The organism is Photobacterium sp. SKA34, from assembly GCF_000153325.1.
GTDB lineage: Bacteria > Pseudomonadota > Gammaproteobacteria > Enterobacterales > Vibrionaceae > Photobacterium.
Genome location: NZ_CH724141.1, coordinates 367,899 through 382,981, shown reverse-complemented (window position 1 = coordinate 382,981; position 15,083 = coordinate 367,899). Strand labels below are relative to the sequence as shown.

Sequence of the window (15,083 nt, the reverse complement as noted above, 5' to 3'; positions counted from 1 at the left end):
CGTGAGCGAAAGTCTGCAATTAATATTATCCCAGGTTTACTTGGGGTGATATTAACAATGACGATGGTGCTATTTACTTCTGTTGCAATCGTAAGGGAAAAGGAGCAAGGAAATTTAGAGTTACTGATCACGACGCCTATGTATCCCTCTGAGCTTATGTTCGCGAAGATCATTCCCTATATATTTATCGGGTTAATTCAATCATTCATTATATTAAGTTTGGGTAATTTGGTGTTTGATGTGCCGATTAATGGTGCCATCACGCAGATATTTTTAGCAACGCTACTGTTTATTCTTGCCAGCCTTACGCTTGGATTAGTGATATCGACAAAAGCAAAGACGCAATTGCAATCAATGCAGATGACAATCTTTATTATTTTGCCTTCTATTTTATTATCAGGCTTTATGTTTCCTTATGAAGGAATGCCGTTATTTGCACAGTGGTTAGCTGAGATATTACCGACGACGCATTTTATTCGAATTATTCGCGGAATCGTACTTAGAGGTGCAGATATGATGGAGTTATGGCGTGATACGCTGTGGCTTATTGGCTTTACGATATTCGGTATGCTCATTGCGGTAATGAGGTTTAAGAAAAATTTAGATTAGTGTTTTAGATATATAAAGGTCGTTATAACAATTAGCTAAATGCTGTGTTTTTAACGACCTAATACTATTGAATAGTATTTTACTTATTAAGTTGTGCTTTTGCTTCTTCAACTTTAGAGAAGTCTAAGCCTAATTCTTCCACAGCTTCTTTGATTAACGCTGGATTTTGCATTACCTGCGCCATCAACTGTTGCAGCTTATCTTGCGGTAAGCCGAGCTGACTAATTGTTGTCATTGCTGCAAGAGGGTTTTGCGTCAACGTTTGAAAAATCTCATTAATTTGGGAATCGCTGATATTGTTCTCTTTCAACAGGGCAATAATTGGGTTCATCACATGACCTTTAACGACTAAATAAAATAGACAATTAGTTTAACACTAGCTTTTCGTTGTGAGTACTGAGAAATGACGCTTACTCGGAAGTTAAGAAGTATTGTTAATCACAATTAAAGAATAAGCGATTAAATTTGTTACTTACATATCTATAGGTTATAACTTTTACATAATCTTTACATACGTATTATCAAATAGTTATATGATAGCGTAAAATTGCTCTGATGCTTTAATATAGGATTAATGATGTTTGTACCGAAAATAGCTATTCGACACTGTATTTTATTATTTGCTTGTTTGTTAACAGTCGGAGGATGTGCACACTCAGGTAATACGGAATTAACAAAAATACGACCTGTTTTGAGCCATCAGCATCACAGTGAATACGGTAAAGCATCGTATTACGCAAATAAATATTAAGGGCGCAAGACAGCAAGCGGGCAACGCTTTGATCAAAATAAACCAACAGCAGCGCATCGAACATTACCTTTTGGTACGAAAGTTAAAGTTACTAATTTAGCAAATAGTAAAAGTGTTGTTGTGACTGTTAATGATCGAGGTCCATACTCGAAAGGTAGAGTAATCGATTTATCCCGTTCAGCCTTTAGTGCTATCGGAAATACAGCGTCAGGTGTACTTAAGGTAAAAATTGAGACGTTAAATTAGCCTGTATTTATCACCATGACGATGATTGAAAGGATATTAGATGATTTTAGAAACACTTCACCAGTCGGTACTAACTGTATTTTCAAATAAAATACGGTTAGTAAAGGCGTTACTTATTCCATTCATAGTGACGTATTTACTACGTTCGTTAAAAGTATCAATGGCAGGTAGTGAGTTATATGAGGAAGTTATAGTCTTTATACTCAACATAGCTATCTTCTTAGTATCTTCTATTATCTGTCTACGAACTCAGCAAATACTAGATAGCCATGGCACAGACGATAGCCGCTTTTCTAATTGGAAAGGAATCAGTTTTGATGCTCAGCAGCGTCACTATACTGCTTATTTATTCCTACTATTTGGATTATTAAATGCTATATGGGCTGTTTTTCAAATAGACTATGATTGGGTAAATAACGGCTTACTGTATTGTATATTGTTACTATTAGGCTGTGCAGGTTGGGTTGTTTTTTCTCGTCTATCCTTTGTTTTACCTGCTATTGCTGCGGGGAAAAAAGCGTCTTTTAAAGATGCACTAGAGCTCACTAAGCACAAACGGTTATATGCCTTTGTGATTGCTGGACTACTGCCTGTTGCGTTTTATATGTTGTTTATCGGTTTACCTATTTTCTTATTATTTGCTAACCCTAACTTTGCAATGAGCCTTAAATTTATTTATGTGTTTATCTGGGGTGTTATTGTTATTGCAATTCCATTTATTATTGCAGCAGTTGAAGCTACGGCTTATCGTGCTTTAATGGATAATTCAGAAGCAACCGAAATTTCTAGCGTAGAATAAAGACTAATTTCATGAGAGAAAAAAGAGCGCTGATGCGCTCTTTTTGTTTTGTAATCGATTATAGGTCGTCGTCAAAGTCGCCAAAGCCACTGTCGTCGCCACCACCAAAACCATTGTTAGCGAATGTATCATCGTCACCAAAGCCGCTGTCATCACTACCAAAACCTGAATCGCCAAATCCTTGGTTATCATCAAAGCCTGAGTTACCAAATCCACCTGTGTAATCAGAGCTAAAGTTGTTAGCGGTGTCGTCTAAGAAGCTACTACCACCTTGGTCGTCAAATGCTGGGTTTGCAACATCAGCTTCTGGTACAGCTTGATCTGCAGATGCAGTATCAGGTGCAGTATCAGGTGCAGCATCTTGGGTTGAGTCAGTTGCAGCTGGCGCTGGATCTGCAGTATCTGCTGGCTGATCGTGATCAAATAACATATTACTAATTACGCTACCTGCTACCATACCCGCAGCGACAAATGCAGCTGTTTGCATAAACCCACCAAATGCACTTGGTTGGCGAACCGGTGGTTGTGGTGGCTGAGGAGCAGGACGTGAGCCCCCAAACATACGACTTAATGAGCCACGGTTTGATTCTTCTTTATAGTACTCAGTATTCTTTTCTAAATAGTCATTCTTCTCTTTTAGCTGTTTTAGTGCCATTTATTGTACTAGAACAGCCTGAGTAAGTTTGTAAATAGCATCGGGTTGAGATGCTATTTCATCGGTAATAAACTTTTCAGCATCTGCGTCTTTTTTGCTTTCTGGGCTTTGTTTGAGCTTAGTAGCAACACTTTGAATAAGATCTTTTTCTTGTGGAGTCATGGTTTTTACCTTCTCAATACCCTATGTGCAGGGATAGCTTAGTTGCATAGCTGATTCTTAAATAAAAAGAATCAACTTTGTTTTATAGGTTAGTTCGTTGCTGCATTATTCACTTGAACCGTAGCTGAATATACTAATACAAGCCTTAAATCTAAATAAAATGCCCAGATAATGTATTACGAAAGTTGTAACACATCTACTTTTCGCCACAAAATTAGTGACGATTATTGTTACTATCTGTAAATGAGGGCTGCAACGTGAAATATCAATCCAGTAATAGGTTAAAACAGCATAAAATCAAAAATATGCTGTTGGTATGATGTGCATGTCTGTTGTTAGCGTAAGATATTGTTATCGTGTCGCCAGTCCATAATTGTCCACTCATTCATTTGTGCGTGAAGTGCAAGAGCAGGATCAGGGTTTACAGCAAAAGGCTTTTGAACGAATTGAAGTAAAGGTAAGTCGTTCATGGAGTCACTATAGCCGTAATAGTGACGAAAATATTGTGATTGTTTTGCAAGCCACGATTCAATACGTGTAATTTTACCTTCTCGATAGCTGAGGACGCCACAAGTTTTCCCCGTATATACACCGTTAATCGTTTCTAAATTAATAGCGATGCAATGAGAGACGCCAAGTTTTTTTGCAATTGGTTTTACGAGATGTTCAGATGAAGCAGAGACAATTATAATTTCATCACCACGTTTTTTATGCCATTCAATTCGCTTAATTGCATCAGAGTAAACGGCAGGTGAAATGTATTCTTCAATAAAACGTGTAACGAGTATAGATATTTCTTGTTCCGTTTTTCCGACTAAAGGAGCTAATGTTTTATGCATATAGCTCACCATATCAAGCTCACCTTTTTTGTAAGCTTGCATCATTTCAGCTTCTTGTTGCTCTAAGGATGAAGAAGCAAGTTGGTTATTAACGAGAAATGTTGTCCAAAGGCTAGCTGAATCTGCTGCGATAAGTGTTTCATCAAGATCAAAAATGGCCAAACAAGGGCGAATGTTGCGCTCAAGATTAAGTGACAAATCTCATTCCTTACTAGTTAGTTATCACGATAAATTGCTGATTGAGGGTAGGGAGATAGCGTGACATTTTTGTGTCGTAACCATGTAATTTTTACTAATTCATGATTACGACAGATAAATTTAAACCGAAAGTATTGAGAGAGCAGAAAAGATTAAGCGATACTTTCTTGAATGAGCTGTTCATTTAGGTACTTACAGCGATGATGTATGGCTGTTTGATCATCAAACTCTTTTGTCATGTTAAAAGACGTTCCCTTTGCAAAATGCCAAAAGTACTTTTCGAGTTCTTTGTTAAATTGACTCTCGGTACTACTGGGGACAGGTGCAAAAAAAGCAAAGGTTGTTACGTCGTCTTTGCCTGAATTAACAAAGCTGCGCTCAAAGCCATTAAACCCAAATGCTTTGATATTAGGTGTGGGTAAACCTCCGGGCACTAAATGCGCTGAAACTGTGATTGTTACGCTTGTCATGCTCATCATGTCATCTCCATTGAGTATTGATGATAATTATACTCTACAGAAAAAGACTGTATTTCACTATAAAAATCACAAGCAAGAGCAGAAGCGGTTGTGAAAAGTAAAACCTTTATTACATCACAGGTTTTAGCGAAAAGTTTGGTGGAGTGGGTTTAGGTAAAGAACGTGCGCATTCAATGGTTCGCTTAGCAACGAGTGAGAAAAAAGGTATTCCAGTATCACTTTATTCCGATAAATCAATGGCTCCATTTGATCCATTATTATTGGTTTGGAGCGCAGCAACACGTATAACGAATGAAGATAATGTTATTCGTGCTGATTTGGCATTATCGAGAGGTGAGAAGAAACTCTGGGGAGTATTAAAACAGGTAAAATAGAGAACTATATCATTCTAGAGCAAGACCCGTATAAAAGTGGATATTAAGACGCTTAAAGAGCTGTCAATTTACGTTACCATTTTTTGAAGGTAGGCTATTCCCAATAGATAACCGATTTTTAAAGCAAAAAAACGCCTATTAACAGTATGTAAGCTGAAAATAGGCGTTTTATTCATGGGGCTAATTAATCTTTAACCCATTGTTCATTCACTTTCTTCAGTGCAACTTCTTCCGAAATGGTATCGACAACTTGACCTGCTTTGAAATCGCCGTATTTCGCGCCGTAAGCTACAACCATAACTTCTGAAGATAGGTTGTTCTTAAGGCTAGTTAATGCCGAACCTAAATCGTTTTTGGTTTGATCTGCGGCATTATTTTCTTTTTCTGGCTGCTCTGCAACTTTACGCATTGATTCTTTGAATTCATCAAGACTCTTCGTTGCAACAAGGTCGTAAGTTATTTTTGCTCTGTAATCAGTTTTAGTATCAAGTAATACTTTATCAATCTTTAGGTTTTTAACTTCAAACGGAGTTGTATCAGCTGTTATACCAAGATTTGGTTGTTCGTACTGGCTTGATTGTACAACATTACTGATTGTTGATTCGTCAACTTTGTCACTGCATCCGGTAAGTAATAATGATGATGCAATCGCTGCCGCTAAAACAAACTTTTTCATTGATAACGCTCTTTAAACGATAAAAGATGCTTTATTTTATACCCCTTGAACGAATAAGGAGCAAGCCTGTACTAGCAAATCTTTCCTAATACTAACAATTGTATACGAAATTGATGGGTGTTTTTTTACATTGCGATATACATGAAAATCTTTTTAATAAAGAATAAGATAGATGTGATGTAAGGATGTAACATTTAAACAAATTGAAGTAAGTTTAGTTTTTGTTGATTAAGATAAAGGAAATTGACATTGTCTTACTCTTTTAGATAATTCTCTAAATCGAGAGTCTCAATATTGATGAATTCGTTACACTTAAATGAAATGAGAGCAGGGAAGAGATAATAGTCACATTATAGATTGGATAACATGGGATCGCCGGTGGTAGTGACATCTAATTTTATATTGGTTAATAATAGCTTGTGTGTTTTTTAAGGCTATTGAGAAATACTGCAGATCAGATGGATGAAAAATATGAAATTTAAACTATTTGTGCTATCAGTCAGCACTATGAGTTTGTTTTTTATGTCAACAGCTCATGCCGATCCGATAGAAAAGTCTTCAGACGTAATTAGCATCCCTCAGGCAATGAAAATTCTTGAAAAGGGTGGCTATTATGATTTTCGAAAAATTAAGGTAGTACGAGAATATAACGAGATAGAAGTCGATGCATTAAATAAAGATGGTCATCGTGTTGAGATTGAAATGGATCTCTATACCGGTGATATCATGCAACAGCATTTGGATTAAGTAATACAAAACGGCGATGATTGATCATCGCCTGATATTAAATAATTACTCTTTAGTCGTGATCATCATAATAAAAACGCCCCTCTAGCGAGTAAGGGTCATTTTGGTCATATAAATTATGGTGTCCCCGCAGTTTCTTTAATTGCTTTTCTAGGGCCCTGGCCTGATCAAAATGACCTTCTTGATAGGCAATAGATATTTTTTGTTCGATATCTTCAATTCTATCTTGGTTATTCATGTTCAGTCCTCCATTTATGTCATTATCATACGTCACGATGAATAATTGCCAATTGAGATTGACCTTATAATTTTATACTAAAAATATAAGGTCAATTGCTTAATAACCTGTTTTTTGCAGTAATAAATTGAATAAAATGGGCATGATGTCCATGAAAATAGTCATTTTATATCAATAAACGAACTATTCTTCCGCTTTGTAAAATGAAGTGATTGGTTGTAAGTTTTGTGTGATATGTGTGATATGTGTGATATGTTTGATTTGTTGATAGTTTTAAAAAGATAAAAACCAAGCAGATTGTGAATAATCTGATGCTATGAATGAAAAAAGAGTTTGTGGATGTTCTTCAAGAATAGTATTGAATAAAGTTTGGCCGCTGATTATCAATACTGGATGAGTTGTTCTTTATTTTTATGGATTTGAGTGCATAATTTATCAAGCCCGATATATATCGGGCTTATTTTTATATTACTTGCGTGAAGATAAAGATTTTAGCTACTGTGCACATTGTACACGATTTCTTCCAGCCTCTTTCGCTTGATATAACGCGTTATCAGCGTGTTTTAAAACATCTTCTGGTTCTTGTTCTAAATAGTTTTCTGCAACACCAATACTGACTGTTACTTTGACAGATTTTGATGTTTTATCTTGTCCGCGAGCTTTAGATCCTGCTCGATTGCTGGTGGGGCGTTTATCATGATCACGAATAATCATTTTATATTTTTCAATTTTTTCTCTTAATTCTTCAAGAAAAGGTAAACATTCGTCGATACTTTTTCCTTTGAATAAAATCGTGAACTCTTCACCGCCATAACGGTAAGCATTACCACCTCCATCAATGCCTTTTAGAAGAGTAGCAACTAACTTGAGTACATCGTCACCAGTATCATGACCATATTTATCATTAAATTTTTTAAAATGGTCAACATCGATCATCGCTAAGGTATAGGTTCTTCCTAAATGCTTAAGTTCATTATCTAAAGCACGGCGCCCTGGGATTTCTGTAAGCTGATCAATGAAGGCTAATTCATGGCTACAACTGATGATGTTAATGAGTAGTAATACCGCGACAATACTGAATGAAACACTAGAGATGAAAGTGTATTGGAAAAAGGTAAACGTAATAAAACTAAACAGCAAGCAGATGAAGACTGCTTGATCTGAACTATGGTTTCGTTTCAAAAGTGTTGATGCGCTGCTACAAACCAAGGCGAGGTTTAATAAAAATATAACTAATGGTAATAACGACAAGTTTCGATAAGTAAAAAGGTATGTATCCCACCAAGATGTAAGATCTGTTCCGTTGAAGTGTTTATATACTAAAGCTGCCCATCCTACTTGTAACAGTAAAAACACAGAAAATAGTGCACCAAAATGAGAAAATAAGCGCTTATCAGGCATGATATGAACTTGAAGAAGATTGAAGGGGAGTAAACCTGCGAGTAAGGTAAAAATGAGCTTAACGTTATCGTCTGTCAAAGGCGTTTGCAGGTAATGAATGATGATCAGATATGCAACTAACATAATTAGTGCAACATAACCGGTTCTGCCTTGATTAAATGGTTGGCTCAGAAAAATAACTATCGTAAATAGAATGTAGGGAATATTAACAAGAAGATCTTGATAGTTAGCCAATGATACGGTGGAAAAAGGTAATGCTATTAACATTAAGATTGCTATCGTTAGCGGGATCATTAACCGCATGCCTGCTGAACGAAAGTGTGAAAAAAGGAGCATTAATCTCAACCTTAAATAAATACGTCTGTTTACGAGCGAATACGAGCCTAATAATTATTCGTATTTATTCTCTTCCATGAACATGTTAGCCGTAGCACTATTTTAGCTATATCGGCTAACACATCAATAACTTAAATTACCTATTTACTTTTTTAGATAGGGAAAAAGTTGTTTAATTTGTTCTGGTGTTAAATTTTCAACACAGTCAATATTTCGCTCAGGGATCGCCTCTGGATCAGGGTAGTGCTTGAGTACCTTTTCCATACTTTCTTCACGGATCAAATGAAAAATAGGATAAGGTGAGCGATTTGTTAGGTTTTCAGCATCTTCAGGCACTGTGCCATAAAAGCAATAACCTGGATGAAAACTAGCGATTTGATATATGCCACTTTTACCCAGTTGGACGACAAGCCCTTCGACTAAATCAAGGAATTGATTGTAGTCTTCGAAATCCTCAAGTAAATATGGTGCGACAACAAGTGTCGTTTCTAACTCTTGTGGTGGTGTTTCATCGAGTTCTTTAAGCTGTACATAAATAGATTCAAGCAGATCGTTTTCAGTCTTGTCACTGCTTACATGAACTTTAATTTGCTTGTTACGTTGAGGTTTTGCAGCAAAAGGGCAAAGGTTTAAACCAATCACAACATCATTTAGCCATTGCTGAACAGTTTGCTCAATATCATTAAGCGCTTGTGCATTTTCGGCGATTGTTGATTTCATAGACTGACTTTCCAATAATTTTAGTTATAAAAAAGGCCAGCAAAGGCTGACCTTTTTGAAGTGATAACAGAAGATTTACGCTTTAACTTCTTCTTTATTTTCTTCAGCCATTGCTGACTCAGTATTCTCTGGCTTTTCGGGCGCAGGGAATTGTTTAACTGGTTTAGCAATAAGCTGACGAGTTGTGTTACGTATCTCAGCAAGTGTTACTTCAAAGGTATCGCCCAATTGATATTCTTTCACGCCATCAATGGTAATAATACCGAGTTCACCGCTACAGCTAATACGTTCTTTATTGTCAAGAATTAATGAGCTAGGAATAAACGCGGCAGCGCCATTTTCTAATAGACGTACACGCATACCAGCGCGATTAATATCGAATACCTCAGCATTAAAGACGGTAGCATTTTTAACTGCATCTTTTAGCAATCGAACATATAGCCAATCTGAAACGTCACGCTCAGCCATGCGGTGGCGACGACGATGTAAGGCAATTTCATCACCGACATTATCATCAGGGGTTTGGCTTGGTTCATTACCTGTGATTAGTGCTTTTAGTAGGCGGTGGTTAATCATATCGCCATACTTACGGATAGGCGATGTCCAAGTGGCGTAAACATCTAAGCCCATTGCGTAGTGAGGAGCTGGTGTATTTGCCACTTCACTGTATGCTTGGAATTTACGTAAGCGATTATCTAAATAAGAGCTATCAAGCGTGTTTAACCAACGACGTAAAGCACTAAAGCCATTTAATTCAAGCAATTGCTCTTTTTCAAAAGGAGCTTCAGCATTGGTTAAAAACTCCATTGCAGTATCTAACTTTTCAGGGTTAAAGCCGCTATGAACGTTAAATACGCCAGTACCGAATTTTTCTTGTAGCGTACGACCAGCACAAATGTTAGCTGTGATCATTGCCTCTTCAATCATACGATTCGCTATACGACGTGCATCGGTATGTATAGCAACAACATCGTTATCTTCACTTAATTCAAAACGGTAATCTGGACGATCTGGGAATACAACAGCGTTCTCTTTACGCCATTTAGTACGTGCGTCAGCAAACGCTTGTAATGCACGAACTTGTTGTTCGATCTCAGCGTTAGGCGTCCAATTTGCACAACTACCATTTTCTAGGAAATCAGAAACGTTATCGTAAGATAGACGGCCCTGCGATTTTATCCATGCTGCGAAGAAAGTAATATTATCTTGGATAACACCATCTTTATCGACAGTAACTTGGCAACAGAGAGTAGGGCGCTGTTCGTTTTCAATTAATGAACAAAGCTCATCACTTAATTCACGAGGAAGCATTGGAATATTGCGACCCGGTAAATAGATTGTAAAACCGCGCTCACGGGCTTCATCATCCATTTTATCGCCAACAGTAATGTAAGAAGTTGGATCTGCGATCGCAATAGTAATATCAAAACTACCATCAGCATTTTCAACTGTGTAGATGGCATCATCCATATCTTTAGTTGATTCACCATCAATTGTAATAAAAGGTAAATCAGTGAGATCTTGGCGTTCAAGCGCTTCATCTAGCATAGTCCAGCTTTCTTGTGGTGCTGGTTCTGCATTGGGGAGTTCATGGCGTGCTAACGTTACCCACCATGGTGCAATTTTGTCATTACTGTCTGTGATTTTCTCTTTAACATCACAGAAGAATGTTTTGTTGTTGTCTGTAAGAGGGTGACGGGTTAGCGTTGCTACAACCCAATCACCTTCTTTAAGCGATTCAGGGTTCAAACCCTTGACTGCTTTGGCTTTAATGGCATCTTTAAGCTGAGGATGATCAGGCACAACGTGCAAGCGATCACGAATTAGCTTCACTCGACCAATAAAGCGTGTCATTGATTGTTCAATTAACTCTTGTGGCTCAGCTACTTCACGTTCCTTTTCTGTGCGAATAACTGCCATAACACGATCACCGTGCATAACGTTTTTCATATACAGAGGCGGAACAAAAAAGCTTTCTTTGTTATCGGTTTCTAGAAAGCCAAAGCCACGTTCAGTTGCTTTGATATAACCTTCCTTTTTAGGAAGTGTTTCTTGAATTTGCTTTTTAAGCTGTGCTAACAGCGGATTATCTTGAAACATTATACCTGGTCTCAGATTATTGACGTTGACACTATACTTTTTTGGGGTGATAAAACCAATATTTGAGCAGGATATTTTCATTAAATGTGCTTTTCATTAATAGAATTTAATAAAAGCGATGCATATTTTGCATAACGCCTAAAAAATTTTAGTGAAAAGGTTAAGATGGGAAATGTAAAGGTGTTAAAAATAAAGCGCTAAGATTATAAATGGGTGCTAATACGACCTTTTTAATGTTTTAACTAGTGATTGATAAATAAGTCTTGAATTAATTGAAGAGGGGATGCTGTAATGATGTTATTTATCAGTGTTTTATGGTTGTTATTTTTAGAGTGAAGTTAAAGCGCATTGGTGAGTGTTAATTAGTCAGCTTTCAAATAAGAAAGATAAAGGAAAGGAATTTGAAATTCTATTTATAAGATAAGAAACGGTTGGCTACTAATGAGAGATGATTAACTATTAAGGTTACTTTATTCAGTATATTTAAAGTATTAACAGTAAGATAGGTTAAATAATAACTAGTCTATGAATATTTATGTTTATCTGATGTGCTAATTGTTCAAGAAATAGTAATTTAAGACTTATTTTGTGACATTCCTCAATTTTTTCTGGCTTTTTATCAAGTATTACCTCACAATACGCCCCCTATTAGTCGAGGCCCGTGCTTGAGGTTGCTGTTGCAGAACCCGTATGTAGCAAAGGGGCCCCGTTTTTAAGTCGTTCATATATTGGGATCCCAATGCAAGAAACTGTAACAGAATTTCGCCAACTAGACTTGGCCGACACACTTCTATCTGCACTAGATAACATGGGCTTTGTAGCGCCAACGCCGATTCAGGCAGCGTCTATACCTCTACTATTAACTGGTACTGATGCTCTTGGTAAAGCGCAGACAGGTACTGGTAAAACAGCAGCATTCTCACTGCCTGTACTAAACAAAGTTGACTTATCTCAGCACAAGCCACAAGCAATTGTTATGGCTCCAACGCGTGAGCTTGCAATTCAGGTTGCTGCGGAAATTAAAGTACTTGGTCAAAATATCAAAGGCTTAAAGGTTCTTGAGATTTACGGCGGTGCTTCAATCGTTGATCAAATGCGTGCACTTAAAAATGGTGCTCATATCGTTGTTGGTACACCTGGTCGTGTTAAAGACCTTATCTCACGTAAGCAACTTCAACTAGACGAAGTACATACTTTTGTGCTTGATGAAGCTGATGAAATGTTGAAGATGGGCTTTGTTGACGATGTAACTTGGATCATGGAACAAGCACCAGAAACAGCACAGCGTGTGCTTTTCTCTGCAACTATGCCTCCAATTGTTAAAGAAATCGTTGATCGTTTCCTACGTAACCCTGCACGTATCGATGTTGCTGGTGAAAACCGTACTGTTTCTAAAGTAGAGCAGCAGTTCTGGGTTGTTAAAGGCGTAGAGAAAGACGAAGCAATGAGTCGTCTACTTGAAACTGAAGATACTGATGCATCAATCGTATTCGTTCGTACTCGTCAAGATACTGAGCGTCTAGCTGATTGGTTATCATCTCGTGGCTTTAAAGCTGCGGCACTTCACGGTGATATTCCACAGTCGCTACGTGAGCGTACTGTTGATCACATCAAACGTGGTGTTATCGATATTCTAGTTGCAACTGACGTTGTAGCACGTGGTCTTGATGTTCCACGTATTACTCACGTATTTAACTACGACATCCCGTTTGATGTTGAATCTTATATTCACCGTATCGGTCGTACAGGTCGTGCAGGACGTGCTGGTAAAGCGATTCTATTAGTTCGCACAAACCAAATTCGTATGCTTCGTACTATCGAGCGTGTTACTAAATCTCGCATGGAAGAAATTCAACTTCCTCTACGTGATTTAGTTGCTGCATCTCGTTTAAACCGTTTAGGTGAAGAACTAGCAGCACAAAAAGAACAAACAAGTGTAGAAGCATTTGTTGAACTTGTAGAAAAACTACAAGAGTCAATCGATGTTGATGCAGCAACACTAGCAGCAATGCTTCTTCAGCGTCAGCAAGGTAACCGTCCTTTATTCTATAAAGGTCCAGACCCAATGATCGCAGCTATCGAACGTGAATCACAACGCCGTGAGCGTCGTGGTAACGATCGTGACCGCGGTGAGCGTGGTGACCGTCGCGAGCGCGGTGAACGTCGTTCATACAACAATGCTGATTGGGATACTTATCAGTTACAAGTTGGTCGTGAGCAAGGTGTTCAGGTTAAAGATATCGTTGGCGCAATCGCAAACGAACTAGGCTTAAGCAAAGAGTTTATTGGTGCAATCAAACTTGCTCCAACGCATACTTTTGTTCAGCTTCCTAAGAAGATGACAGCAGAAGTGGCTTCTCAGCTTAAGAAACTACGCATTCGTCAAAATGATGTTAAAGCTGTAGTTGTTGAAGGCGAAGTTCTTCGTGAACACCGTCCTCGTAGCGGTAACCGTGATGGTAATCGTGACGGCAACCGTGGTGGCTACCGTGGTAACCGTGATGGCAATCGTGGTGGTGAGCGTGGTGGCGAGCGTCGTTTTGACCGCAATCGTGGTAATGATACTCGTGGTGGTTACCGTGGCAACCGCGATGGTGCACCTCGTAAGCCTCATACAGAAGCATAATTTATTAAATTAAATTGCTAAATAAAAGCCGAGTTAATTAACTCGGCTTTTTTGTGTCTATTGTTCCGTTCTGGAATGTGTTTAGGCGTTATAGGCTTTAGCTCTTACCATTTTTCGGTATTGATTCGGAGTAACATCGAACTCTTTTTTAAATATGGTAGAGAAATGATAGGTATCTTTATAACCAACTTGTTCTGAAACATCATTGATTGTCATTCCAAAATCGCGCAGAAGCTCTTTCGCGGTAGCCATTCGCATCTTTTGAAGATATTGGTGAGGTGCCAACCCTACCTGATCTTTGAATTTACGGTTGAAAGTACGTAAAGGTAGCTGGCAATGTTCTGCCATACTTTTTGCGGTGATCGATTTGTTCATATTCAGTCTGATCCAGTCTTGCGCTAAAGCAATTGATTCATCAAATTGTACCTGCCCTCCAATTTCATAAAATGGTTGATGATCGGATTTACTGATCTCATGTCCATAATGTGTCTCTATCGTTTTGGCAATCTTCTGACTAAAATTATTCGTTATAAAATACAGCACCATTTCTGTTTGTGAGTTAATACTTTCAGTGCAATAAAGCCCATTGGCAGATGTGATTGATGCCTGCTTATTGAGTTTTACTTTTGGATATAATTGAGAGAATTTATCGTGAAAATACCAGTGAGTTGTGGCTGTTTGATGATCTAATAAACCCGTTTCAGCAAGCCAGATAACGCCAGTTCCTGTCGCAATAATTTTAGCGCCATTTTGGTACTGCTTAATGAGCCAATGAGGAATTTCAGGATGCTTGGTAAGTGAAGCTAATGGGTTCCCCCACATGGGCGGTAATATAATGACATCAAATGAATCGTCATTTGCAAAGGTACAATCTGGTTGAATACGAATACCTGCAGTTAATTTGGGTGATATTAGGCCAGGAGCAATCACCTTTATTTCAAATGGGGTCTCTTTTTGGCTCTTTCGATCACGAAGGCTAGCTGCACTGGTTAGCATTTCAGCGCTTAGTGATATTCCTGTGATCAAAGCTCGGTGATAGAGCACAAATCCAATTCTCATACCTTCCCCTGTGTGATCAGAATATTAGTTATGTTGTTTGTTATTTTTAGATGTGGCGCATATGGCAG

At 38.0% G+C, this 15,083-nt stretch carries 15 protein-coding genes and 2 pseudogenes; 6 read left to right on the top strand and 11 right to left on the bottom strand.

Annotated features, from left to right (window positions below; genetic code table 11):
• Positions 1-609 (top strand): ABC transporter permease (locus tag SKA34_RS03140; protein ID WP_006644060.1); only part of this gene is annotated, 609 nt, incomplete at its 5' end.
• 79 nt (positions 610-688) lie between these two features.
• Here SKA34_RS03140 and SKA34_RS03135 read toward each other — a convergent pair.
• Positions 689-940, bottom strand: a complete 252-nt coding sequence (locus tag SKA34_RS03135; protein WP_005364493.1) for a DUF2999 family protein — start codon at positions 938-940, stop codon at positions 689-691.
• Positions 941-1,372: 432 nt separating this feature from the next.
• On the opposite strand from SKA34_RS03135, the pseudogene SKA34_RS23455 reads away from it, so the two are divergent.
• Positions 1,373-1,606: pseudogene (locus tag SKA34_RS23455) on the top strand (septal ring lytic transglycosylase RlpA family protein); the annotation flags it as partial.
• A gap of 40 nt (positions 1,607-1,646) precedes the next feature.
• On the top strand, positions 1,647-2,405 hold the full coding sequence (locus tag SKA34_RS03130) for a hypothetical protein (RefSeq protein WP_006644059.1): 759 nt from the start codon (positions 1,647-1,649) through the stop codon (positions 2,403-2,405).
• 58 nt (positions 2,406-2,463) lie between these two features.
• Here the strand turns inward: SKA34_RS03130 and SKA34_RS03125 are convergent, their stop codons facing one another.
• The 4 genes from SKA34_RS03125 to SKA34_RS03115 form a co-directional block, all read right to left on the bottom strand.
• Positions 2,464-3,060: a hypothetical protein gene (locus SKA34_RS03125; protein ID WP_006644058.1), complete on the bottom strand. Its 597-nt coding sequence runs from the start codon at positions 3,058-3,060 to the stop codon at positions 2,464-2,466.
• On the bottom strand, positions 3,061-3,222 hold the full coding sequence (locus tag SKA34_RS23860) for a DUF2076 family protein (protein WP_006644057.1): 162 nt from the start codon (positions 3,220-3,222) through the stop codon (positions 3,061-3,063).
• A gap of 335 nt (positions 3,223-3,557) precedes the next feature.
• Positions 3,558-4,259 (bottom strand): HAD family phosphatase, encoded by a 702-nt coding sequence (locus SKA34_RS03120; RefSeq protein WP_006644056.1) that lies wholly within the window; start codon positions 4,257-4,259, stop codon positions 3,558-3,560.
• A gap of 152 nt (positions 4,260-4,411) precedes the next feature.
• Complete coding sequence (locus tag SKA34_RS03115) at positions 4,412-4,738, bottom strand: hypothetical protein (protein WP_232284205.1); 327 nt, start codon at positions 4,736-4,738, stop codon at positions 4,412-4,414.
• Positions 4,739-4,839: 101 nt separating this feature from the next.
• Between SKA34_RS03115 and SKA34_RS23060 the strand changes: the two are divergent.
• Positions 4,840-5,254 (top strand): annotated as a pseudogene (locus tag SKA34_RS23060) (amidohydrolase); the annotation flags it as partial.
• A gap of 42 nt (positions 5,255-5,296) precedes the next feature.
• Here the strand turns inward: SKA34_RS23060 and SKA34_RS03105 are convergent.
• Positions 5,297-5,788: a hypothetical protein gene (locus SKA34_RS03105; protein ID WP_006644053.1), complete on the bottom strand. Its 492-nt coding sequence runs from the start codon at positions 5,786-5,788 to the stop codon at positions 5,297-5,299.
• 471 nt (positions 5,789-6,259) lie between these two features.
• Here SKA34_RS03105 and SKA34_RS03100 point away from each other — a divergent pair, with 471 nt between their 5' ends.
• Entirely contained in the window at positions 6,260-6,535 is a 276-nt protein-coding gene (locus SKA34_RS03100) for a PepSY domain-containing protein (RefSeq protein ID WP_006644052.1), read from the top strand.
• 52 nt (positions 6,536-6,587) lie between these two features.
• On the opposite strand, the gene SKA34_RS03095 is transcribed toward SKA34_RS03100, so the two are convergent.
• The 4 genes from SKA34_RS03095 to SKA34_RS03080 all read right to left on the bottom strand — a co-directional run bounded on the left by SKA34_RS03095 (position 6,588) and on the right by SKA34_RS03080 (position 11,330).
• The gene (locus SKA34_RS03095) at positions 6,588-6,773 is read right to left on the bottom strand and encodes a hypothetical protein (protein WP_006644051.1); all 186 of its coding nucleotides are present in this window, start codon (positions 6,771-6,773) and stop codon (positions 6,588-6,590) included.
• A gap of 495 nt (positions 6,774-7,268) precedes the next feature.
• Positions 7,269-8,510 (bottom strand): GGDEF domain-containing protein, encoded by a 1,242-nt coding sequence (locus SKA34_RS03090; RefSeq protein ID WP_006644050.1) that lies wholly within the window; start codon positions 8,508-8,510, stop codon positions 7,269-7,271.
• 144 nt (positions 8,511-8,654) lie between these two features.
• On the bottom strand, positions 8,655-9,230 hold the full coding sequence (locus tag SKA34_RS03085; protein ID WP_006644049.1) for a DUF1415 domain-containing protein: 576 nt from the start codon (positions 9,228-9,230) through the stop codon (positions 8,655-8,657).
• Between the two features lie 75 nt (positions 9,231-9,305).
• Positions 9,306-11,330, bottom strand: coding sequence for an exoribonuclease II (locus SKA34_RS03080; RefSeq protein WP_006644048.1), 2,025 nt, complete (start codon positions 11,328-11,330; stop codon positions 9,306-9,308).
• Positions 11,331-12,069: 739 nt separating this feature from the next.
• Between SKA34_RS03080 and SKA34_RS03075 the strand changes: the two genes are divergently transcribed.
• Positions 12,070-13,956: a DEAD/DEAH box helicase gene (locus SKA34_RS03075; protein ID WP_039859642.1), complete on the top strand. Its 1,887-nt coding sequence runs from the start codon at positions 12,070-12,072 to the stop codon at positions 13,954-13,956.
• Between the two features lie 81 nt (positions 13,957-14,037).
• On the opposite strand, the gene SKA34_RS03070 is transcribed toward SKA34_RS03075, so the two are convergent.
• Entirely contained in the window at positions 14,038-15,015 is a 978-nt protein-coding gene (locus SKA34_RS03070) for a GlxA family transcriptional regulator (protein WP_006644046.1), read from the bottom strand.
• Between the last annotated feature and the right edge of the window lie 68 nt (positions 15,016-15,083).

What these genes read in the sequence shown, in the direction of transcription:
- SKA34_RS03100 (WP_006644052.1), top strand. Translation starts at nt 6,260, where the DNA reads ATGAAATTTAAACTATTTGTGCTATCAGTCAGCACTATGAGTTTGTTT.
- SKA34_RS03070 (WP_006644046.1), bottom strand. Translation starts at nt 15,015, where the DNA reads ATGAGAATTGGATTTGTGCTCTATCACCGAGCTTTGATCACAGGAATA.
- SKA34_RS03125 (WP_006644058.1), bottom strand. Translation starts at nt 3,060, where the DNA reads ATGGCACTAAAACAGCTAAAAGAGAAGAATGACTATTTAGAAAAGAAT.
- SKA34_RS03085 (WP_006644049.1), bottom strand. Translation starts at nt 9,230, where the DNA reads ATGAAATCAACAATCGCCGAAAATGCACAAGCGCTTAATGATATTGAG.
- SKA34_RS03090 (WP_006644050.1), bottom strand. Translation starts at nt 8,510, where the DNA reads ATGCTCCTTTTTTCACACTTTCGTTCAGCAGGCATGCGGTTAATGATC.
- SKA34_RS03105 (WP_006644053.1), bottom strand. Translation starts at nt 5,788, where the DNA reads ATGAAAAAGTTTGTTTTAGCGGCAGCGATTGCATCATCATTATTACTT.
- SKA34_RS03130 (WP_006644059.1), top strand. Translation starts at nt 1,647, where the DNA reads ATGATTTTAGAAACACTTCACCAGTCGGTACTAACTGTATTTTCAAAT.
- SKA34_RS23860 (WP_006644057.1), bottom strand. Translation starts at nt 3,222, where the DNA reads ATGACTCCACAAGAAAAAGATCTTATTCAAAGTGTTGCTACTAAGCTC.
- SKA34_RS03095 (WP_006644051.1), bottom strand. Translation starts at nt 6,773, where the DNA reads ATGAATAACCAAGATAGAATTGAAGATATCGAACAAAAAATATCTATT.
- SKA34_RS03115 (WP_232284205.1), bottom strand. Translation starts at nt 4,738, where the DNA reads ATGATGAGCATGACAAGCGTAACAATCACAGTTTCAGCGCATTTAGTG.
- SKA34_RS03135 (WP_005364493.1), bottom strand. Translation starts at nt 940, where the DNA reads ATGAACCCAATTATTGCCCTGTTGAAAGAGAACAATATCAGCGATTCC.
- SKA34_RS03080 (WP_006644048.1), bottom strand. Translation starts at nt 11,330, where the DNA reads ATGTTTCAAGATAATCCGCTGTTAGCACAGCTTAAAAAGCAAATTCAA.
- SKA34_RS03075 (WP_039859642.1), top strand. Translation starts at nt 12,070, where the DNA reads ATGCAAGAAACTGTAACAGAATTTCGCCAACTAGACTTGGCCGACACA.